Origin of the sequence: Stenotrophomonas sp. ZAC14D2_NAIMI4_6, assembly GCF_003086875.1 — a bacterium.
Lineage (GTDB): Bacteria > Pseudomonadota > Gammaproteobacteria > Xanthomonadales > Xanthomonadaceae > Stenotrophomonas.
In genome coordinates this window covers 4327043-4348987 of record NZ_CP025996.1, presented here as the reverse complement: position 1 = coordinate 4348987, position 21945 = coordinate 4327043, and the positions used below count along the sequence as shown (strand labels likewise).

The 21945-nt window shown below is 66.2% G+C and carries 17 protein-coding genes and 1 riboswitch; of the genes, 11 read left to right on the top strand and 6 right to left on the bottom strand.

Going from position 1 to position 21945, the window contains the following annotated elements; translation table 11 throughout:
- Positions 1-37: 37 nt before the first annotated feature.
- Positions 38-2185 carry a S46 family peptidase gene (locus C1933_RS19715; protein ID WP_108754627.1) on the top strand — a complete coding sequence of 716 codons (2148 nt, stop codon included), beginning with the start codon at positions 38-40 and terminating at the stop codon, positions 2183-2185.
- A gap of 135 nt (positions 2186-2320) precedes the next feature.
- Positions 2321-5776, top strand: coding sequence for a PAS domain-containing hybrid sensor histidine kinase/response regulator (locus C1933_RS19710; RefSeq protein WP_108754626.1), 3456 nt, complete (start codon positions 2321-2323; stop codon positions 5774-5776).
- A gap of 87 nt (positions 5777-5863) precedes the next feature.
- On the opposite strand, the gene C1933_RS19705 is transcribed toward C1933_RS19710, so the two are convergent.
- From C1933_RS19705 to acs, 3 genes are all read right to left on the bottom strand, one after another.
- A complete protein-coding gene (locus tag C1933_RS19705; RefSeq protein WP_108754625.1) occupies positions 5864-6439 on the bottom strand; it encodes a manganese efflux pump MntP family protein in 576 nt (191 codons plus the stop codon).
- Positions 6440-6528: 89 nt separating this feature from the next.
- Positions 6529-6618: riboswitch (yybP-ykoY riboswitch) on the bottom strand.
- Positions 6619-6785: 167 nt separating this feature from the next.
- Positions 6786-7451, bottom strand: a complete 666-nt coding sequence (locus C1933_RS19700; protein ID WP_006477308.1) for a response regulator transcription factor — start codon at positions 7449-7451, stop codon at positions 6786-6788.
- Between the two features lie 139 nt (positions 7452-7590).
- Complete coding sequence (gene acs / locus C1933_RS19695; protein ID WP_108754624.1) at positions 7591-9534, bottom strand: acetate--CoA ligase; 1944 nt, start codon at positions 9532-9534, stop codon at positions 7591-7593.
- 244 nt (positions 9535-9778) lie between these two features.
- On the opposite strand from acs, the gene C1933_RS19690 reads away from it, so the two are divergent.
- The gene (locus C1933_RS19690) at positions 9779-11200 is read left to right on the top strand and encodes a DcaP family trimeric outer membrane transporter (RefSeq protein ID WP_108754623.1); all 1422 of its coding nucleotides are present in this window, start codon (positions 9779-9781) and stop codon (positions 11198-11200) included.
- A gap of 145 nt (positions 11201-11345) precedes the next feature.
- Positions 11346-13010, top strand: coding sequence for an MFS transporter (locus tag C1933_RS19685; RefSeq protein WP_108754622.1), 1665 nt, complete (start codon positions 11346-11348; stop codon positions 13008-13010).
- 157 nt (positions 13011-13167) lie between these two features.
- On the opposite strand, the gene C1933_RS19680 is transcribed toward C1933_RS19685, so the two are convergent.
- Together C1933_RS19680 and C1933_RS19675 are read right to left on the bottom strand one after the other, a co-directional pair.
- Positions 13168-13806, bottom strand: coding sequence for a hypothetical protein (locus tag C1933_RS19680; protein WP_159094030.1), 639 nt, complete (start codon positions 13804-13806; stop codon positions 13168-13170).
- 50 nt (positions 13807-13856) lie between these two features.
- Positions 13857-14702, bottom strand: coding sequence for a hypothetical protein (locus tag C1933_RS19675; RefSeq protein WP_159094029.1), 846 nt, complete (start codon positions 14700-14702; stop codon positions 13857-13859).
- Positions 14703-15272: 570 nt separating this feature from the next.
- Between C1933_RS19675 and C1933_RS20200 the strand changes: the two genes are divergently transcribed.
- The 3 genes from C1933_RS20200 to xth all read left to right on the top strand — a co-directional run bounded on the left by C1933_RS20200 (position 15273) and on the right by xth (position 18373).
- Positions 15273-15866, top strand: a complete 594-nt coding sequence (locus C1933_RS20200) for a hypothetical protein (RefSeq protein ID WP_159094028.1) — start codon at positions 15273-15275, stop codon at positions 15864-15866.
- A gap of 220 nt (positions 15867-16086) precedes the next feature.
- Positions 16087-17496 carry a coniferyl aldehyde dehydrogenase gene (locus C1933_RS19670; protein WP_108754619.1) on the top strand — a complete coding sequence of 470 codons (1410 nt, stop codon included), beginning with the start codon at positions 16087-16089 and terminating at the stop codon, positions 17494-17496.
- Between the two features lie 109 nt (positions 17497-17605).
- Positions 17606-18373: an exodeoxyribonuclease III gene (gene xth, locus C1933_RS19665; RefSeq protein ID WP_108754618.1), complete on the top strand. Its 768-nt coding sequence runs from the start codon at positions 17606-17608 to the stop codon at positions 18371-18373.
- Between the two features lie 79 nt (positions 18374-18452).
- On the opposite strand, the gene C1933_RS19660 is transcribed toward xth, so the two are convergent.
- On the bottom strand, positions 18453-18704 hold the full coding sequence (locus C1933_RS19660; RefSeq protein ID WP_108754901.1) for a GlsB/YeaQ/YmgE family stress response membrane protein: 252 nt from the start codon (positions 18702-18704) through the stop codon (positions 18453-18455).
- A gap of 84 nt (positions 18705-18788) precedes the next feature.
- On the opposite strand from C1933_RS19660, the gene C1933_RS19655 reads away from it, so the two are divergent.
- The 4 genes from C1933_RS19655 (at position 18789) to C1933_RS19640 (ending at position 21910) form a co-directional block, all read left to right on the top strand.
- Entirely contained in the window at positions 18789-19388 is a 600-nt protein-coding gene (locus tag C1933_RS19655) for a 4'-phosphopantetheinyl transferase superfamily protein (protein WP_108754617.1), read from the top strand.
- A gap of 52 nt (positions 19389-19440) precedes the next feature.
- On the top strand, positions 19441-20079 hold the full coding sequence (gene rsmG / locus C1933_RS19650; protein WP_108754900.1) for a 16S rRNA (guanine(527)-N(7))-methyltransferase RsmG: 639 nt from the start codon (positions 19441-19443) through the stop codon (positions 20077-20079).
- A 113-nt stretch (positions 20080-20192) separates the two neighbouring features.
- Complete coding sequence (locus tag C1933_RS19645; protein ID WP_108754616.1) at positions 20193-20990, top strand: ParA family protein; 798 nt, start codon at positions 20193-20195, stop codon at positions 20988-20990.
- On the top strand, positions 20990-21910 hold the full coding sequence (locus C1933_RS19640; RefSeq protein ID WP_108751359.1) for a ParB/RepB/Spo0J family partition protein: 921 nt from the start codon (positions 20990-20992) through the stop codon (positions 21908-21910). Before C1933_RS19645 ends, C1933_RS19640 begins: the two co-directional genes overlap by 1 nt.
- The last annotated feature ends 35 nt before the right edge of the window (positions 21911-21945 follow it).

Genomic DNA, 21945 nt, shown 5'->3' with positions numbered 1-21945 from the left:
CTATGGTCCCCGGCTGTTCTGTATTGCCGGAGTGCCGATGTCTGCCCGCAAAACCCTTCCTGCCGCCCTGGCCCTGGGCCTGACCCTGGCCGCCGGTGCCCACGCCGATGAAGGCATGTGGATGCCGACCCAGCTGCCCGACCTGGCCAAGCCGCTGCAGGCGGCCGGTTTCAAGGGCGATCCGGCCGACCTGGCCAACGTGACCGCGCCGCCGCTGAGCGCCGTGGTGCGCGCCGGCGGTGGCACCGGTTCGTTCGTGTCGGCCGATGGCCTGCTGCTGACCAACCACCACGTGGCGATGGGCGTGATCCAGTACAACAGCTCGCCCGAGCACAACCTGATCGACAACGGCTTCATCGCCCAGGGCCGTGCCGATGAGCGCCCGGCCAACCCGGATTTCCGCGTGCTGGTGACCGTCGGCTTCGACAAGGTGACCGACCAGGTGCTGGCCCAGGCCCGTGGCAAGACCGGCCGCGCGTACTACGACGCGGTGGACGCGGCCAGCAAGCAGATCGTGGCCGAGTGCGAGAAGACCGGCAACGTGCGCTGCTCGGTGGCCAACATGTACTACGGCACCGATTTCTACCGCATTGCCCAGCTGGAACTGAGCGACGTGCGCCTGGTGTACGCACCGCCGCGCGCGATCGGCAACTACGGCGATGAGATCGACAACTTCATGTGGCCGCGCCACACCGGCGATTTCACCCTGCTGCGTGCCTACGTGGGCAAGGACGGCAAGCCGGCCCCGTACAGCAAGGACAACGTGCCCTACCAGGCGCCGGCACACCTGCAGATGTCGCTGGAAGGCCCGAAGGAAGGCGACTACGCGATGCTGGCCGGCTACCCGGGCATCACCTACCGCCACCGCACGGCGGCCGAATTCGCTGGCCAGATCGACACCGTGCTGCCGCGCCGGGTATCGGTGTTCCAGCAGATGATCGACACGATCGAAGCGGCCACGGCCAAGGATGCGCAGGCGCGTACCCGCTACGCCTCGCAGCTGCAGTCGCTGAAGAACAACCGCAAGCGCGCCGCCGGCGAGCTGGAAGGCCTGCTGCGCAGCGACGCCAAGGCCCAGCGCGCCGCCGACGAGTCGGCCATGCTGGCCGCCACCGACCGCCGCTACCAGGGCGATATCAAGGCGCTGCTGACCAACCTGTCGCAGGGTGCGGCGGTGGGCGAGCGCGACCTGCTGCTGGACCAGATGGCCCTGCAGACCCAGCTGCTGCGTTCGGCACTGCTGCTGGAACGCCTGCGCATCGAATCGGCCAAGCCGGACGCGCAGCGCGAGACCGGCTTCCAGCAGCGCGACCAGGCGATGATCGAAGGCGTGCTCAAGCAGGTGCAGCGCCGCTATGCGCCGGAGGTCGAAAAGGCCCTGCTGGGCAGCCTGCTGACCCGCTACCAGCAGCTGCCGGACGCGCAGCGCGTGGCCGAGTTCGATGCCGCCTTCGGGCGCACCCCCGAACAGCTGGCCAAGGCCCTGGATACCCTGTATGCCAGCACCCAGCTGGGTGACGAGGCACAGCGCCTGAGCCGCTTCGCCGCCGCCCGCGAAGGCAAAGCCCTTGCCGCCGACCCGCTGATTGCCGTGGCCGGACCGCTGGTGGCCGCGCAGCTGCGCATCGAGAACGAAAGCAAGACCCGCGAGGGCGAACAGCTGCGCCTGCGCCCGGCCTACATGCAGGCGCTGTTCGCCTGGCGTGCCAAGCAGGGCCGCGCCGTCTACCCCGATGCCAACCGCACCCTGCGCATCAGCTACGGTAAGGTCGAGGCGCTGCACCCGCGTGATGGCGTGACCTATTCGCCGGTGACCACCGTGGCCGGCATCGTCGAAAAGAACACCAACGCCTATCCGTTCGACGCGCCCAAGCCGCTGCTGGCGGCCATCGCCAAGGGCGATTTCGGCAGCACCGCCGACCCGGCGCTGCAGACCCAGACGGTCAACTTCCTGACCAACCTGGACACCACCGGTGGCAATTCCGGCTCGCCGGTGCTCAACGCCAAGGGTGAACTGATCGGCCTGAACTTCGACAGCAACTGGGAATCGGTCAGCGCCAGCTGGTGGTTCGACCCGCGCTACAAGCGTGCGGTGCACGTGGACATGCGCTACCTGCGCTGGCTGCTGGCCAAGGTCTACCCGGCGCCGGAGCTGCTGAAGGAAATGGGCGTGCCGGCCCAGTAAGAAGCCGGCCACGACCAACGGTCGCGGCCCGCACCGCGTAGGCCCCCACCTTGGTGGGGGTGGTTGCCCCCAACGAGCCCGTACACCTGGCCACGCCTGGCCTACACTGCGGGTTCCTCTGACGGAAACGCACGCGTGGTCTCCAGCTGGATCCTGCTGCTGGTCTCGGTTGCCTATGCCGCGCTGCTGTTCGGCGTGGCGTGGTGGGGTGACCGACGGCCCATGTATCCCGACCGCCCGTGGCTGCGGCCGGTGGTCTACAGCCTGGCGCTGGCCGTCTACTGTTCGTCGTGGACCTTCTACGGTGCCGTGGGCACCGCCGTGCGCAACGGCGTGGGCTACCTGCCGATCTACATCGGCCCGTTGCTGCTGCTGCTGTTCGGCTGGCGCATCATCGAGCGGCTGGCGCTGATCGCACGCAGCCAGAACGTGGTGTCCATCGCCGATTTCATCTCCTCGCGCTTCGGCCGCTCGCGGCGGCTGGCCGCGCTGGTGGCGATCATCGCCCTGATCGGCATCGTTCCGTACCTGGCCCTGCAGTACAAGGCCGTGGCCATGAGCCTGCAGGTGCTGACCGGCAACAGCGGGCCCACCGGCTTCTTCACCGACCCGGCGCTGTACGTGGCGCTGTTGATGGCCCTGTTCGCCACCCTGTTCGGTACCCGCCAGGTCGATGCCACCGAGCACCATCACGGCATGATGCTGGCCATTGCCTTTGAATCGGTCATCAAGCTGTGCGCGATGCTGGCGGTGGGCGTGTTCGCCTACCTGTGGCTGAGTGATCGCAGCGAGGCGGTGGTCGCTTCGGTGCATACGCTGTTCACCGGGTTGCCGCCGGTGGGCTTCATTTCGCAGACCCTGCTCAGTTTCCTGGCCATCATCTGCCTGCCGCGCCAGTTCCATGTAGCGGTGGTGGAGTGCGGCGACGTGCGCGACGTGCGCCGTGCGCGCTGGATGTTCGGCGGCTACCTGGTGCTGATCTCGGCCATGGTGCTGCCGATCGCTACCGCCGGCGTCAGCCTGTTCGGCACCGGCGGCAGCGTGGCCGACGATGCCATGGTGCTGGCCCTGCCGCTGGCCGAAGGGCGCAATGCGCTGGCCCTGATCGCCTACGTCGGCGGTTTCTCGGCGGCCACCGGCATGGTCATCGTCTCGTCCATCGCGCTGGCCACCATGGTCAGCAACGACCTGGTGATGCCGGTGCTGCTGCGCCGCAGTGGCGACCACCAGGAAGCGGCCGACGTGGCCTCGCGCGTGCTGTGGATCCGCCGTTTGGCGATCCTGCTGCTGGCGTTGATGGCGTACAGCTACTACCGCAGCAGCAGCAACGACAGCACCCTGGCGTCCTACGGCCTGATGGCGTTCGCAGCGGTGGCGCAGTTCGCGCCGGGGTTGATTGGCGGTCTGTACTGGCGTGGCGCCAGCCGCCGTGGCGTGGAAGCCGGCATGCTGCTGGGCTTTGCCACCTGGCTGTACACCCTGCTGCTGCCGGCGATGACCTTGGCCGGCTGGGTGGATGCGGCGTGGGTGCAGCACGGCCCGTTCGGTATCGACTGGCTGCGCCCGCAGCAGTTGTTCGGCATGACCGGCTGGGACCCGCTCACCCACGGCACGTTCTGGTCGCTGCTGGTGAACGCGGCGACGATGATGCTGGTGTCCGCGCGCTGGCGCCCCGGCGTGGACGAGCGCCTGCGTGCGGCCCCCTTCCTGGACCCCTACGCGGAACGGCCGTCGGTCGCCGGTGGCTGGCCCGGCCACGTGCACGTGGGCGACCTGCTGGCGCTGGCCGCGCGGGTGGTGGGCGAGCGCCATGCGCAGCGCTCGTTCTTCGAACAGGCGCAGTCGCTGGGTCGCGAACTGCAGTCCTCGGCACCGGCCGACCGGCCGTGGGTGCAGTTCACCGAACGTCTGCTGGCTGCATCCATCGGTGCCGCCTCCGCACGCCTGCTGCTGACCAGCCTGCTGCGTGGTTCGGGCATGGACCTGGGCGAAGTGGTGGCGGTGCTGGATGAAGCCGGGCAGGAGCTGCGCTTCAACCGCGAGATCCTGTCCACCACGCTGGAAAACATCAGCGCCGGCGTCAGCGTGGTCGACCCGGACATGCGCCTGACCGCCTGGAACCGCCGTTACCAGGACATGTTCGGCTATCCCGACGGCATGCTCTACGTCGGCCGGCCGGTCGCCGACCTGATCCGCTACAACGCCGAACGCGGCGAGCTGGGCGAAGGCGATATCGAAGTGCAGATCAACCGCCGCATCGGCTACATGCGCGCCGGTTCGCCGCACGTGTTCGAGCGCACCCGCAGCGATGGCAAGGTGATCGAGATGCGTGGCCAGGCGCTGCCCGGCGGCGGTTACGTGACCAGCTACAACGACATCACCGATTACAAGCACGCGGAAAAGGCGCTGCTGGAAGCCAACGAAACGCTGGAACAGCGCGTGGCCGAGCGCTCGCATGAAGCCGAGGTGGCGCAGCAGTCGAAGACCCGCTTCCTGGCGGCGATCAGCCATGACGTGCTGCAGCCGCTGAACGCGGCGCGCCTGTTCGCCTCGGCGCTGCGTGACAGCGACCACGTGAGCGATGAGCAGAAGCACCTGGCCGAACGCGTGGATGCGTCGCTGCGCGCGGCCGAAGAACTGCTGGATGGCCTGCTGGACGTGTCGCGGCTGGATGCCGGTGGCCTGCACCCGGTCATCGGCGAGTTCGACGTGAGCGCGCTGATGCGCGAGCTGGCCGCGCAGTACACCCCGGTGGCTGCGGGCCGTGGCCTGCGCCTGGACCTGTTCGCGCGCACCACCTGGGTGCGCAGCGACCGTCGCCTGCTGCGGCGCGTGCTGCAGAACTTCCTGGCCAATGCGCTGCGCTACACCCGCCAGGGCCGCATCGTGCTGGCCGTGCGCCAGCGCGGCGACGAAGTGGAACTGCAGGTGTGGGATACCGGGCCAGGTATTCCCGAGCACCACATGCGGCAGATCTTCGATGAATTCCATCGCTACCAGCAGCCCTTCGACTGGGGTGAGCAGGGTCTAGGCCTGGGCCTGTCGATCTGCCAGCGCATCTCGCGCCTGCTGGACCACCGTTTGAACGCCCGCAGCCGGGTCGGCAGTGGCTCGATGTTCTCGATCATCCTGCCGCGGGTGGCACCGTTGCCGGGCTACACCGAGCCGGCCGCTGTCGTGGCTGCAGCCGCACCGGCGGTGCGCAGCGATTCGCTGGCCGGCCTGCGCGTGCTGTGCGTGGACAACGATGAGGAGATCCTGGACGGCATGCGCGCGCTGCTGGGTCGCTGGCAGGTGCAGGTGATCACCGCCTCCACCGTGGACCAGGCTCTGGAACGGATTGCCGAGCGACCGCAGGTGATGCTGGTGGATTACCACCTGCATGACCGCATGGATGGCCTGGATGCGCTGGTGGCGCTGCGCGAGGCCGCGGGCTACCCGCTGCCGGGCGCATTGCTGACCGCCGATGGTCGTGACGAATTGAAGCGGATGGCGCGCGAACGCGGCTACCGCGTGCTGACCAAGCCGATCAAGCCCGCCTCGCTGCGCGCCTTCCTGGGCGCGCTGCGCGACGCAGGAACGTCACCGTAGATCCACGCCATGCGTGGATCCGGTAGGTGCCAACCTTGGTTGGCACGATGCGGGATTGCATGCCCGGCGACCACGGTAACCAACGCGTTACGCGGCGCCGTGCAGGTGCTCGTACAGGATCGTCGAACCGATGATGATCAGGATTACGCCCCCGATGATCTCGGCGCGCTTGCCGACCATGCTGCCCAGCACACGGCCGAGCATGATGCCGGCGGTGACCATGGTCAGCGTGCACAGGCCGATCACGGCCGCCATCACGCCGATATGCACGTCCATGAAGGCCAGGCCGATGCCCACGGCCATCGCGTCGATGCTGGTGGCGAAACCGGTCAGTGCCAGCTTCCAGAAACCGTGATGCTGCGAGGGGTCTTCCTCTTCTTCACCGCTGTCCGGGCGCACGCCGTTGTAGATCATATGGATGCCGAGTGCGGCCAGCAGGCCGAACGCGATCCAGTGGTCGAAGGCTTCCACGTACTGCAGGGCGGCGCGGCCGAGCAGCCAGCCGATGATGGGCGTGATCGCCTCGATGACACCGAAGATGATGCCGGCGCGTAGTGCATCGCGGAACACCGGCTTGCGCATGGCCGCACCCTTGCCGATCGCCGCAGCGAAGGCATCGGTGGACATGGCAAAGCCGATCAGGAGGATCGAAACAGGAGACATGGGCGGCAACTGAAGGTCGGGCAAGGACGGACGCACGGCTCGCGTTCGCGCCCAACCTGAGATTGCGCACGCGGGCCGCTGGTCTCGCCAACCATCATGGTTGTCCACGCCACGGCGCACTGGCCGAGTATGTTGACGTGGACGATTCCTGCGAAGGAATCCGGCTACTCCCCAAGGGGACGCGAAGCTTAGCACCGCGATCCGCGCGTGGCGCATTTCCAGGCAAACGCGCAGGCAGGGCTGGTTTGTATAGCGAAGGCTATATCGAGGCGAAGCAGAAGCGTGCCAAGCAAGCTTGGCACCCACCAAGGTGGTCAAGGTAGCGCCGGGCCATGCCCGGCGAGGGTCAGTCTTCTTCCGGCGGCAGCACGATGGCGTCGTCGTCGATGGCCAGCTTGCCGGCCATCAGCACGGCCTGGGTGCGGTTGGTCACCCCCAGCTTGCGCAGGATCGCGGTCACGTGCGCCTTGATGGTCGCTTCGGAAACATTGAGGTCGTAGGCGATCTGCTTGTTCAAGCGACCGGCGCCGAGCATCTGCAGCACGCGGAACTGCTGCGGGGTCAGCTCGCGCAGGCGCTGGCCGACTTCGCGTTCCTCGCTGCCAGTGGGCGGCACGTTGTGCGCTTCCGGCGGCGCCCAGGTTTCGCCATCCAGGATGGTGCCCAGCGCATGGCCGATGGTGTCCGAGTCGGCCGACTTGGGAATGAAGCCCAGCGCGCCGTGGTCCAGCGCTCGGCGCATTACCGTGGCTTCTTCGCGCGCAGAGACCACCACCACCGGCAGGTGCGGGTGCAGCGACCGCATGTGTACGAGCGCATTGAAGCCCTGCGCACCGGGCATGTTCAGGTCCATCAGGACCAGGTCGGCATCGTTGTGCTGGTCGGCCAGCGCGTACAGCGCTTCCACGCTGTCGGCCTCGAACAACTGCACGCCGGGGATGACCCGCTGCACCGCCCCGCGCAGGGCTTCGCGGAACAGGGGGTGGTCATCGGCAATCAGAAGGGTGGTCATGGTCGGGGGGAACCGTGGGGGAAACTGTTCGGGGTCAGATCCCGTTCCGTCAGGGACGGGCTCTGACCCCGTGGAGGCCGGAATCTGCTGGGGTCAGAGCCCTTTCCTTGCGGAAAGGGATCCGACCCCGGGTGATGCATCAGCGCACCTTGCGCTCGTCCACCAGCGAGGCCACGACCGACGGATCGGCCAGGGTCGAGGTGTCGCCAAGCTGGTCAGGTGCATTCTCGGCGATCTTGCGCAGGATACGGCGCATGATCTTGCCCGAGCGCGTCTTCGGCAGGCCCGGCGCCCACTGCAGGTGGTCCGGCGTAGCGATGGGGCCGATTTCCTTGCGCACCCAGGCGACCAGCTCTTTCTGCAGCTCGTCGCTGGGGGCCTCTTCGGCCACCAGGGTCACATAGGCATAGATACCCTGGCCCTTCACGTCGTGCGGGAAGCCGACCACGGCCGCCTCGGCCACCTTCGGGTGCGAGACCAGCGCGCTTTCCACTTCGGCGGTGCCGATGCGATGGCCGGACACGTTGATCACATCGTCCACGCGGCCGGTGATCCAGTAGTAGCCGTCCTCGTCGCGGCGGCAGCCGTCGCCGGTGAAATAGCTGCCCGGATAGGTGCGGAAATACGTATCGATGAAGCGCTGGTGGTCGCCATACACCGTGCGCATCTGGCCCGGCCAGGAATCACGGATGATCAGGTTGCCCTCGGTCGGGCCGTCCTGGATCTCGCCATCGGCATTGACCAGCGCCGGCTGTACGCCGAAGAAGGGCAGGGTGGCCGAACCCGGCTTCAGATCCATCGCGCCGGCCAGCGGCGAAATCAGGATGCCGCCGGTTTCGGTCTGCCACCAGGTATCGACGATCGGGCAACGGCTGTCACCCACCACCTCGTAGTACCAGCGCCAGGCTTCCGGATTGATCGGTTCGCCAACACTGCCAAGCAGGCGCAGCGAGGCGCGCGAGGTCTTCTTCACCGGCTCCTCGCCCTCGCGCATCAGCGCACGGATGGCGGTGGGGGCGGTGTAGAAGATCGACACCTTGTGCTTGTCGATCACGTTCCAGAAGCGCGAGGTATCCGGGTAGTTCGGTACGCCTTCGAACATCAGCGAGGTCGCGCCGTTGGCCAGCGGGCCGTACACGATGTAGCTGTGGCCGGTGACCCAGCCGACGTCGGCGGTGCACCAGTAGATGTCGTCCTCGCGCAGGTCGAACACCGCTTCATGGGTGTAGGCCGCGTACAGCAGGTAGCCGCCGGTGGTGTGCAGCACGCCCTTCGGCTTGCCGGTGGAACCGGAGGTATAGAGGATGAACAGCGGGTCTTCCGCGTTCATGCGCTCGGGTTCGCAGGTGGACGGCTGGCTGTCCACCACGTCATGGAACCAGCGGTCGCGCGGGGCCTGCATGTCCACCGCACCGCCGGTGTGGCGCACCACCAGCACGGTTTCCACCGTGTTGGTGCCCGGCAGCTTCAGCGCGGCATCCACGTTGGCCTTCAGCGGTACCTTGCGGCCGCCGCGCAGGCCTTCGTCGGCGGTGATGATCAGCTTGCTCTGGCAATCGCTCACCCGGTCGGCAATCGAGTTCGGGGCGAAGCCACCGAACACCACCGAGTGGATCGCACCGATGCGCGCGCACGCCAGCATGGCCACCGCAGCATCGACGATCATCGGCAGGTAGATGGTGACCCGGTCACCCTTCTTGACGCCCAGGTTGCGCAGCGCATTGCCCAGGCGGCAGGTGCGCTCGTACAGCTCGCGATAGGTCACGTGCTGGGCCGGTGCATCCGGGCTGTCCGGCTCGAACAGCAACGCGGTCTTGTCGCCGCGCGTTTCGAGCTGGCGATCCAGGCAGTTCACGCTGGCGTTGAGCTCGCCATCTTCGAACCACTTGATGTGGAAATCCGCCAGGTCGTAGCTGACGTTGCGGATCTTGGTCGGCGCACGCATCCAGTCCAGCCGCTGCGCGGCCTTCCCCCAGAAGGCATCCGGATCGGACACCGACGCCTGGTACTGCTGTTCGTAGGACTTCTTGTCGATGCGTGCCTTGGCGGCGAACTGCGGATCGACGGGGTAGATATCAGCCATGGCACCCTCACTTGCACGTTGACTTTTCATGTGCGTCCGCAGCATCGCAGCGGCCGTTCCCCCTCAGTTTGCCCCATCCACCCCCGCCCGCGTTATCGCCGCGCTTAGACCTTGGTCGAAAGACCGGCCCGTAGCAGCCCGGCTTCGACCAATGGCGAATACCGCTATACATAAACCGCCCGCAGTCTCGGCTCGACCGTGCCCCACGCGCGGCATCACCTTGCCACTTGGGAGAGAGGGCAACATGAGCCACCGTACGTTGAAAGCCGTGCGCAAACCTTTGGCGGCCTGCTTGCTGGTTGCCCTGGTCGCACCGGGCATGGCGTTTGCAGAAACCGCCAAAGAGAAGGCACTGGAAGCGCGCGTTGCCGAGCTGGAACGCCAGGTCCAGGCGCTGCTGTCGTCGCAGCAGCAGCAACAGACCCAGATCGTGCAGACCCAGCAGGCGGTCACCGAAGTCCGCACCGTGCAGGCCGAGCAGAAGCCGGCCGTGCCGGCGGGCAAGCAGCCGATCCAGGTCACCACCATCACCCCCGGCGCGGCGCCGGGCACCACGGTCAAGATCGGCGGCTTCATCAAGGCCGACTTCCTGGCCACCCAGACCGGCGATGGCCAGTTGGCCGACGATGCCACCGGCCGCGCGCTGTACCTGCCGGGCCAGACCCCGGTGGCCGGCGCCGGCGGCAGCGGCAAGCGCTCGGACGTGGACTACAACGCCCACGCCAAGTTCTCGCGCTTCAACATCGGCATCGACAACGTCAGCGAATCGGGCAACAAGTCCGGCGCGCTGTTCGAGATGGATTTCTTCGGCAACTCGCTGGGCAACCAGACCGCCACCAACACCTACGGCGTGACCCTGCGCCATGCGTACATGTACTGGAACAACTGGCTGGCCGGCCAGACCTGGTCCAACTTCATGGACGCCGCAGCGCTGCCTGAAGCGGTCGATTTCGTCGGTCCCACCGACGGTGTGATCTTCGTGAGGCAGGCGCAGGTGCGTTACACCAACGGCGGCTTCAGCGTGGCGCTGGAAAACCCGGAAACCACCACCCTGACCGGCACCCGCAACCCGGTGACCGGGGCCTGGACCAACGCCAGCGCCAACTCCGACCGCGGCAGCCTGCCCGATCTGACCCTGCGCTATGGCTGGAAGGGCGACTGGGGCACCTTCGGCGTGGGTGGCATCGTGCGCCAGTTGAAGGTCGACAACCAGGCCACCGGGGCCAAGGCAGACAAGGTGGGCGGCGGCCTGACCGTGGGCGGCAAGTGGGTGATGGGCGGCAACGATTCGCTGCATTACCAGCTGACCGGTGGTGAAGGCATTGCCCGTTACATCGGTCTGGGTGTGACCGCCGATACCGCTTACGACGTGGCACGTGACGAACTGAACCCGACCGGCGTGCTTGCCGGCTACGTGGGCTGGCGGCATGCGTTCACCCCGAAGCTGCGCACCAACCTGATCTACGCGCGCAGTGACTACGACAACGATGGCAGCCTGGGCCCGCTGGTGACCAAGAGCGTGCAGAGCATCCGCGGCAACATCTTCTACACGCCGATGCCCAAGGTCGATATCGGTGCCGAGTACATGTACGGCGTGCGCGAGATCGAAGACGGGCGCAAGGGCGATATCAACCGCGTGCAGTTCACCACGAAATACAGCTTCTAACAGCGTGCCGACCAAGGTCGGCACCTACCGAGATTGGGGGCCGACCAAGGTCGGCACCTACCAGAAAACGGTGCCGACCTTGGTTGGCACGTACCGAGATTGAGTGCCGACCCTCGGTCGGCACCTACAAAGGGGAAAACGTCTCATGTCCAGTACACCCAGCACCGCGCATAACGCCGCGGGCAGCCTGACCAAAGGCCACAAGAAGGTCATCTTCGCATCGAGCCTCGGCACGGTCTTCGAGTGGTATGACTTCTTCCTGTACGGCTCCCTGGCCGCGATCATCGCCAAGCAGTTCTTCAGTGGTGTGAATGAAACCACCGGCATGATCTTCGCCCTGCTGGCCTTCGCCGCCGGCTTCTTCGTGCGACCGTTCGGCGCGGCCTTCTTCGGCAGCCTCGGCGACCGCATCGGCCGCAAGTACACCTTCCTGGTCACCATCCTGATCATGGGCATCTCGACCTTCCTGGTCGGCGTGCTGCCCAACTACGCCTCGATCGGCTTCGCCGCACCGGTGATCCTGATCATCCTGCGCCTGGCCCAGGGCCTGGCCATGGGCGGTGAATACGGCGGTGCCGCCACCTACGTGGCCGAGCACGCGCCGGACGACAAGCGCGGCCTGTACACCAGCTTCATCCAGTGCACCGCCACGCTGGGTCTGTTCATGTCGCTGCTGATCATCCTGGCCTGCCGCTACTTCCTGGGCAACGAAGCCTTCGAAGCCTGGGGCTGGCGCATTCCGTTCCTGGTGTCGATCCTGCTGCTGGGCGTTTCGGTGTGGATCCGCCTGCAGCTGAGCGAATCGCCGCTGTTCCAGCAGATGAAGTCCGAAGGCAAGGGTTCCAAGACCCCGTTCCGTGACAGCCTGAAGGGCGGCAACCTGAAGCTGATGCTGCTGGTGCTGCTGGGTGCCGCGGCCGGCCAGGCCGTGGTCTGGTACGGCGGCCAGTTCTACGCGCTGTTCTTCCTGAGCAGCATGCTGAAGGTCGATGCCACCACCTCTTACCTGCTGATTGCCGCCGCGCTGGCGCTGGGCGTGCCGTTCTTCATCTTCTTCGGCTGGCTGTCCGACCGTATCGGCCGCAAGAAGATCATCCTGGCCGGCTGCCTGCTGGCCGCCGTCACCTACATCCCGATCTTCAAGGGCCTGACCCACTTCGCCAACCCGGCCATCGAAGAAGCCCGCAGCAGCTCGCCGGCCCTGGTGGTTGCCGATCCCAACACCTGCTCGTTCCAGTTCGATCCGGTCGGCCTGCGCAAGTTCACCAGCTCCTGCGACGTGGCCACCGCCGCGCTGACCAAGGCGGGCGTGCCCTACGACGTGCAGCCCGCCGCAGCCGGTTCGCTGGCCATGGTGAACGTGGGCACGGCCAGCGTGACCTCGTATGAGGCCGCCGGCCTGACCAAGGAAGAAGGCAAGGCCAAGGCCGATGCCTTCGGTGCCGAACTGAAGGGCGCGCTGACCACCGCCGGCTACCCGGCCAAGGCCGATGGTTCGCGCATCAACTACGCCGGCACGATCTTCATGCTGTGGCTGCTGGTGCTGTACGTGACCATGGTCTACGGCCCGATCGCCGCCTACCTGGTCGAACTGTTCCCGACCCGCATCCGCTACACCTCGATGTCGCTGCCGTACCACATCGGCAACGGCTGGTTCGGTGGCTTCCTGCCGGCCATTTCGTTCGCACTGGTGGCCGGTACCGGCAACCTGTACTACGGCCTGTGGTACCCCATCATCATCGCGCTGATGTCGGTGGTGATCGGCGGCCTGTTCCTGCGGGAGACCAAGGACGTGGATATCACCAAGTAAGCATGATGTTCATCGGATGAAGGAAAGGCCGTGGTGCAGACCACGGCCTTTCTGTTTGTGGGAATGCGGCTGGGGTAGAGTCGACCGTTGGTCGACTGCTCTTGGCGGTACCGCTGAAAACCCCGCGCTGCGCGCGACAGTCGACTGACAGTCGACTCTACCCCCCATACAGCGCGTCTCTCTCCAAAGGCGTGACCTCAAATGTCCCTGCATCGATCAGCTTCCTGTAGTGGTGCCAGTTGCCTGGTCCTGGCGGGTCACAGCGAAGCAGATTGTCGAGGGAGCCATCCGGTGCATCCGAGGAACTCAGGCGGCCTGAGGCATAGTCCTCTGCGGTAGGGCGCCCATCCGCAAGGGTCAGGTCAGGAGGGGCAGGAGATACCCAGGCGCCAGCGTCATTGAATTGCCCTCCACAGAATTGCCCGGTCTGTCGCGCCAGCAGGCAGCCGCTTTGTGTGTCGATGAAACCGCAATACTGCCTTTCATGCAGAGAACCGCGCCCATCCGGCATGCCAACCTCTCCGGATTCCACATCAGAGACGAGCACATACCGGCCGTCAGGAGACGTCGCCGGATCGGGGTCGTACTCGAACAGGAAGTAAGAGCGCTCGCCCAGTGTCATGCGGCGCACCAGCTTGCCGTGCTTCATCACTGACACGTTCCGGTAGCGACCGTTCTGCTCACCGTCGTATCGGAGTGTGATGTTGCTGCCAGCGTTTACCGATTTTCCGCCGTCAGCCTTCGCATCCTCTGTTGAAGCCAGTGTTGCGAGCACTGCCAAGATCAAGCTCAACAAGTTCATTCTCCAGGAAACCGTCATTTGCAGGCGCGAGCATGCGATGGGTATCAGGGGTTTGTGATGGCCATTTCGGGGCACTCACCTTCCTCCGCCAGCTTTCGCCTCGAGAACTCCTTGAGGCAGAACAAGCGCTGTTCACTCCCATCGCCTGCCTGCCCGATCTCTCTACGCAACTGGTCGGCTCCTGGGCAGCGCGCAGCGCGAGCGACAACGAGGTTGCACACAGGAACAAACGGGAAGTGCCCGCCAGGGCGTGGCATGTCCAGTCTCACGTCCCAGGCCTCGAACGGGAATAGCACATGTAACAAGCCATCCACCGCCTCATCCTCGCTTGGTCGAGTGATGGCGACATCCGCCGCATCCTTGAGCAATGTCGCATAAGCGTCGAGGAAGCGACGGCCGTGCCGATCATGTTCCGCCGGTGTTTCTGCCTGCCGCAGGTCTGCGTAGTAGGGAAATATGCGCTCTACATCAGGTACGTTGCAGATGACTTCGCGTGGCTGCGACTGCGTAGTGTCTGGGCTTTCTGGCTTGCATGAGGTGCGATTCAGTCGCTGCTCTAACGTGGCCAGCACCCGCTTGATGGAGGCGCCGGAGGGGGACTCACCGTCCAACTCGCCCACAAGCGAAGCAAGGTTGTCGCCCACCATCGGGAAATACTCGCGCTCTGCATCCAGCGCGAAATGGGCATTGGGCGGCAGAGGTGCATTCGACGCTGAAGACAGAGACAGCACTGCGGCCATCGCTAGCGCCACCATCATCTCGCGAACTTCAGGTTGCTGGTCAAGTCGGATTGCATGCGCTGGAAGCCACTGTACAGATTGTGCAACGTTGAATGATTCCTGCGTTCCAAGAAAGATCGCGGAGCCAGCCAAAAATGCAGAAACCTGCACATCATCTCGATGACCATGGCAGGCGGGTGCTCACCTTGAGGGACGTAAAGCTGATCGGCAATGAAACAAGTACGAAGCTGCAGGCTTCCCTGTATGAGGCCGCGAGTTGACGCAATTGGCAAGGAGTACGAGGGAAATCCTGGTTGAATCCGACAATGCGTGGCGCGAACTGCCCTGGGCCGGACGAAGCGTCCACACGCCGAATAGTATGAAGAAGCGATCCCACCAGAGTAGATAATGTTCGGCTTTCTTCTAGTTGCGGTGTCCGTTGTGGTGGCGGACACACCCGCACCCCCCGCGAAGCGTGCAGAAGCCGATAGGGTGACTGGCGTGCGAGAAGGTATGGAGTACACACAGGTACGCAGGATGCTGCTTGATGCAGGATGGGTACCGCTGCACGCAGATGACCTTCGTCCTTGGCCGGCTTATCCGGACTATCCGGAGGTTGCTTGTGGCTCCGGGTGGCAAGCTACCTGCTCAGCATTCTATTTCCGCGGTGATTACTACTTTGGGGTGGGACTGAACCCCTTGGAGTCACGGCGTCATCTGCCCGTAGAGTGGACATGGAGGATGCAGGATCCGGCCGGATTAGCCAGCGACCGCCAGGTTGTGAAGGCGGTCATCAGCTCAAAGCGTCAGGGCAACGTTCAGATCGAAAAAAGATCACCCCTGATCAAAGCGGCGTGCGGAACGAACAAGGTCTGGCTGTCCTGGAACAACGCAGCACCAAACGTAACACTGGTAACCTGCGACTACGGCGGTACGGCGCATGACAATTGGGGTTGGTTGATCGAGACGGGACTGGAGGACGATGAGGCGCGGGTACGCCGCTTCTCTCTGGGCAAGGTGTCCAGCGTCGCGGAGTTCAAGCGGATTGGCGCACAGGTGCCGGATACTTTTACCTCGCATCCTTGGTGCTCAGGCGACAAGCCGAAGATGCCATTGAATGCGGTATTTGCAACGTTGGTGAAGATACCCAGTCACAGTGGAGATGCACCGTATTGCTTCATGCCCCATTTTTTCACGGGAAAAACGGGTACTCCTTTGCAGAGGATTCCGGCGGCGGACGAAGTATCGCCGGACGTTCCGTGGGCAGAGGCAGGTCCGATCGCGAGAGAGGTCGAGCTCCTGCGTGATTGGCGGCTGGAGTCTGTGCCTGAGTAGGGAACGAAGAAGAGTCCACGGTTCGAACCATCGCCTTTCTGCTTGAGGGAGTGGTAGAAGCGAAGCGGGGTAGAGTCGACTATCGTGCGTAGCGCGGGGGTAATCAGATATAGCGCCAGGAGCAGTCGACTAACAGTCGACTCTACCCAGTCGACCCGACCCCGTTGATTCCAGACCCCTGTCATGCGGCGATGACCGCCGTAGCTCGTATAGTCGGCCCATGACCACCAACGCCCCAGCCGACCTTCCCGCCATCCTGCATACCCTGCGCAGCGCCTGGCAGGCCCAGCGCCCTTCGCTTGACCAGCGCGACGCCGACCTGCGCCGCCTGCGCGAGGCGCTGCAGACCCGCATGGATGAAATGGCCCAGGCCATTGCCGAGGACTTCGGCCACCGCGCCCACGTTGAATCGAAACTGGCCGATGGCATGAGCGTGCTGTCGGCCATCAACCATCTGCGCCGGCACCTGCGGCGCTGGTCCAAGCCGCAGCGGGCATCGGCCGGCTGGAAGCTGTGGCCGGCGCGCGCACAGCTGCGGCCGACGCCGCTGGGCGTGGTCGGGGTGATTTCGCCCTGGAACTACCCGGTCACTCTGGCCTTGGTGCCGCTGGCCACGGCCATCGCGGCGGGCAACCACGTGCTGCTTAAACCGTCCGAACACACGCCGCGCACCAGCGCGTTCCTGGCCGATCTGCTGGCCAGCGTGTTTCCGCCCGATCGCGTGGCGGTGGTGCAGGGTGGTGCGGACGTGGCCGCGGCCGTCTCCTCGCTGGCGCTGGACCACCTGGTGTTCACCGGCTCAACGGCCGTCGGCCGCAAGGTGATGGCGGCGGCGGCCGAGCATCTGGTGCCGCTTACCCTGGAGTTGGGCGGAAAGTCGCCGGCCATTGTCTGCCGCGATTTCCCGCTTGAGAAAGCCGCCGCGCGGCTGGCCACCGGCAAGTGGTTCAATGCCGGGCAGACCTGTATCGCGCCCGATTACGTGCTGATTGATACCCTGCGCCAGCGCGAGTTCGTGCAGGCGCTGCAGCAGCAGGTGCGTGCGCGTTACGGGGATTTCGCCGATGCCGACGACTACACGCGCATCATCAACGAGGGGCAGTACCAGCGCCTGCAGGGCTATCTGGCGCAGGCCCGCGAACGCGGCGTGCCGGTCATTGCGTTGGCCCAGGTGGATGCCGCGCGCGCCGACCGCGAGCGCCTGCTGGTGCCCACGGTGGTGCTGGACCCGCCGGATGACTTGGACCTGATGCGCGAGGAGATCTTCGGCCCGATCCTGCCGGTGCGGGCCTACCCGGACCTGGATGCGGCGCTGGCCGACGTGGTGTCGCGTGACCGCCCGCTGGCGCTGTACCCCTTCAGCCAGGACCGCGCGACGGTGGAGCGCATCCTCGACCAGGTGGTGGCCGGCGGGGTGACGGTGAATGACACGCTGCTGCATTTCGCCGCCGACGGCCTGCCGTTTGGCGGGGTGGGGGCCAGCGGCATGGGCGCGTACCACGGCCGGGCCGGGTTCGATGCCATGAGCAAGCTGCTGCCGGTGCTGTGGCAGTCACGCTGGGCGGCCAGTGACCGGCTGCGGCCGCCGTATTCGAAGATTGCGGGGTTGTTGAAGGTGTTGTTGCGGTGAAGCCACGCATGGCGTGGCTCTACTGACGGGGCCGCGTTCCGGTAGGTGCCAACCTTGGTTGGCACGCGGGTTTGGCGCCTACCAAAGCAGGGCCGGGTAGAATGCCCCCATGAAAATCGCCTCGTGGAACGTCAATTCGCTCAATGTCCGCCTGCCGCACCTGGAGCAGTGGCTCAAGGATTTCGGCCCGGACATCGTCGGTATCCAGGAAACCAAGCTGGAGGACCACAGGTTCCCCGAAGCGGCGCTGATCGCCGCCGGCTACCGCAGCGTGTTCGCTGGCCAGAAGACCTACAACGGCGTGGCCCTGCTGTCGCGTGAGCCGGCGCAGGACGTGCAGATCGGCATTCCCGGCTTCGAGGACGAGCAGAAGCGCGTCATCGCCGGCACCTTCGGTGATCTGCGGGTGATCAACCTGTACGTGGTCAACGGCCAGGACATCGGCACCGACAAGTACGACTACAAGCTGCGCTGGCTGGAAGCCGTGCATGCCTGGATCGCGCAGGAGCTGCAGCGCCACCCGAAGCTGATCGTGATGGGCGACTTCAACATCGCCCCGGACGCGCGCGACGTGCACGACCCGGAGGTGTGGAACGAAAACCACATCCTCACCTCCACCGCCGAGCGCGGCGCGCTGAGCAAGCTGCTGCAGCTGGGCCTGCACGATGGCTTCCGCCTGCACAACGACGAGGCCGGTGTGTTCAGCTGGTGGGATTACCGTGCGGCCGGCTTCCGCCGCAACCTGGGCCTGCGCATCGACCTGACCCTGGTGTCCGATGCGCTGAAGGGCAGTGCGGTGGCCTCGGGCATCGACCGCGAGCCGCGTACCTGGGAACGCCCCAGCGACCATGCCCCGGCATGGGTGGAATTGGGTTGAAGCGGTAGCGCCGGGCCATGCCCGGCGAGCGAAGCGGCGGCAGGGAGACGCCGGGCATTGCCCGGCGCTACCCCTCGGATCACCGTATGCTCTTGCGGGTGAACAGGTTGACGATGGCCAGCAGGATCACCGCGCCGATCAGCGAGAACAGGAACGTGCGGATCGTAATCGCTTCGTTGATGCCGCCGCCGAACAACCAGCCGGCGATCAACGCGCCGACGATGCCGACCACGATGTTGAGGATGATGCCCTGCTGGGCGTCGCGTCGCATGATGATGCTGGCCAGCCAGCCCACCACGCCGCCCACGATCAACCAGATGATGATGCCCATGTACGTGACCTCCGGAAGGGAACGCAGCCAGTTGACGCGCAGCGCCGTGAACCCGTCGTGCAATCCCGTGACGGGGGCGTGCGGATGAGCCTGCCGGCCACCCTGGACGGCCCCTGGCGGTTCGGCCCGGTGACCGTCTGGCGGCGCCCGCATGTGCCCGGCCAGCGGGGCGAGCCGCAGGCGCGGCAGGTGCTGGCGCAGGCGCTGGGGGTCGAACCGGAGGCGTTGCCGCTGGTGCGCGATGACAAGGGTCGGCCCGAGCTGGCCGGTGCGCTGGCCCACTACGGCACCGGCTGGAGCCACAGCGGCGAGGTGCTGCTGGTGGCGCTGGGCGAGGGCGTGCGCCTGGGGGTGGACCTGGAACTGCTGCGCCCACGCCCGCGGCTGCTGGAAATCGTGCAGCGCTTCTTCCACCCCGACGAGGTGGCCTGGCTGGAAGGGTTGTCCGTGGCCGAGCGCGAACACTGGTTCTTCCGCGTCTGGTGCGCCAAGGAGGCGATCCTGAAGGCGCACGGGCAGGGCATTTCCTTCGGCCTGCACCGCCTGCGCCTGGCCCCCGGCCGCGATGGCGCGCTGCACCTGCTGGCCTGCGACGCCGAACTGGGCCAGGCCGAGCGCTGGCACCTGCACGAATGGCAGGCCAGCGGCCAGTTCCGCGCCGCATTGGCCTGGCATGCCGATTGATGCCGCGCACCGAAGCGGCGAACCGGCGGGCAAAACCGGCGATAATGGCGGCATGAGCGAACATGATCTTCCCGCCGGCGTGGTTGCCACGCTGGAACAGGGCCTGGCCAGCATGGGCCTGGCGGCCGACTTGGCGCCGCCGCTGCTGCGCTACCTGGCCCTGCTGCACCGCTGGAACGGCACCTACAACCTGACCGCCATCCGCGACCCGCAGGAGATGGTCACCCGCCACCTGCTCGATTCGCTGGCCATGCAGCCGTTCGTGGCCGATGGCAGCCTGGCCGACCTGGGCACCGGCCCCGGCCTGCCCGGCATCCCGCTGGCCATCGCCTGCCCGGGCCTGCAGGTCACCCTGGTGGAAAGCAACGGCAAGAAGGCGCGCTTCATGCGCGAAGCCGTGCGCCAGCTGGGCCTGGCCAATGCCCGCGTGGCCGAGTCGCGCGCCGAGGCGCTGGACGAGGCCGGCGCCTACGACCAGCTGACCGCGCGCGCCATGGACACCCTGGCCGGCATCGTCCGCGTGGGCGGGCACCTGCTGCGCCCCGGCGGCGTGCTGCTGGCCATGAAGGGGGTCTACCCGCATGACGAGATCGCCGCACTGCCGGCGGGCTGGCAGGTGCGCGAGGTGACCCCGCTGAGCGTGCCCGGCCTGGCCGGCGAACGCCATCTGGTCACCGTTACCGGCCCTTGAACCCGCTCGTCGACCCCTTGTGCAACAACGGGTTGGCGATCCACGATTTCCGCCCGGGGCCGGTTGTACGCATAATGACCGGTCCCAACCATCCGTCGACGAGGCACACCTGCATGGCCCGCATCATCGCCATCGCCAACCAGAAGGGTGGCGTCGGCAAGACCACGACCGCCGTCAACCTGGCCGCTTCCCTGGCCAACGCACCCAAGCGGGTGCTGCTGGTCGATCTCGATTCGCAGGGCAATGCGACCATGGGCAGCGGCGTGGACAAGCGCGAACTGGTCGCCTCCACCTACGATCTGCTGCTGGGTGAAGCCAACGCCGCCGATGTGCGCGTGGCCACCGCCGAAGGCTACGACCTGCTGCCGGGCAACATCGACCTGACCGCGGCCGAGATCCAGCTGATGGCACAGGAAGCGCGCGAGCAGCGCCTGAAGCGCGCGCTGGCGCCGATCCGCGATGAGTACGACTACATCCTGATCGACTGCCCGCCGGCGCTGTCGCTGCTCACGCTGAACGCACTGGCCGCCGCCGATTCGGTGATCGTGCCGATGCAGTGCGAGTACTACGCACTGGAAGGCCTGAGCGCGCTGGTGGAAACCATCGAAGCGCTGCGTGCCAACCTGAACCCGGCGCTGGAGATCGAAGGCGTGCTGCGCACCATGTTCGACGTGCGCAACAACTTGGCCAACGCGGTGTCGGCCGAACTGACCGAACACTTCGGTGATCGCGTGTTCCGCACCATCGTGCCGCGCAACGTGCGCCTGGCCGAAGCCCCCAGCCATGGCCAGAGCATCGTCGGCTACGACCGTGCCTCGCGCGGTGGCGTGGCCTACCTGGGCCTGGCCGGCGAGATCATCCGTCGCAACAACGAACGCAACAAGGCCGCCAAGGCCGTGGAGACCGCCTGATGACCAGCAAGCCTGCAGCCAAGAAGCGAGGCCTCGGCCGCGGCCTGGACGCCCTGCTGGGTCCGAAGGGCGCGGTCAGCCAGGTGCAGGCCACCACTGCTGTCATCGAGCCGCTGCCGGGTGAAGTGCTGCGCAAGCTGGCCGTGGGCCAGCTGCAGCCGGGCAAGTACCAGCCGCGCCGCGAGATGGACGAAGGCAAGCTCTCCGAGCTGGCCGATTCGATCAAGTCGCAGGGCGTGATCCAGCCGATCCTGGTGCGCCAGCTGCCGGCCGGCAACTACGAAATCGTGGCCGGCGAACGCCGCTGGCGCGCTTCGCAGCTGGCCGGGCTGGACGAAGTGCCGGTGGTGGTGCGCGAGCTGGAAGACCGCACCGTCATCGCGATGGCGCTGATCGAGAACATCCAGCGCGAAGACCTGAACCCGCTGGAAGAAGCCGAAGCGCTGCAGCGGCTCATCAGCGAATTCACCCTGACCCACGCCGAGGCCGCCGAAGCGGTGGGCCGCTCGCGCGCTGCGGTGTCCAACCTGCTGCGCCTGCTGGAACTGCCGGTGGCGATCCGCCTGCTGCTGGAAACCCGCCGTCTGGAAATGGGCCACGCCCGCGCGCTGCTGACCCTGGCCCCGGAACTGGCCGGCAAACTGGCCCAGGAAGCGGCCGACGAAGGTTGGTCGGTGCGCGAGGTCGAGCGCCGCGCGCAGGCCTTCGCCGCCGGCAAGGTGCCCAGCAACCGCCCGGTGGCCACGCCGAAGGTGCAGCAGGCCGATATCGCGTCGCTGGAAACCGAACTGTCCGAATCGCTGGGCACCAAGGTGGCCATCAACCATGGCCGCGGCGGCAAGGGCAAGCTGATCATCCACTACACCGACCTGGATACCCTGGACGGCGTGCTGGAAAAGCTGCGTACGCGCCAGGGCTGAGCCCGGCCGGGTTTCTGCCCCGCGCACGGCGCGCC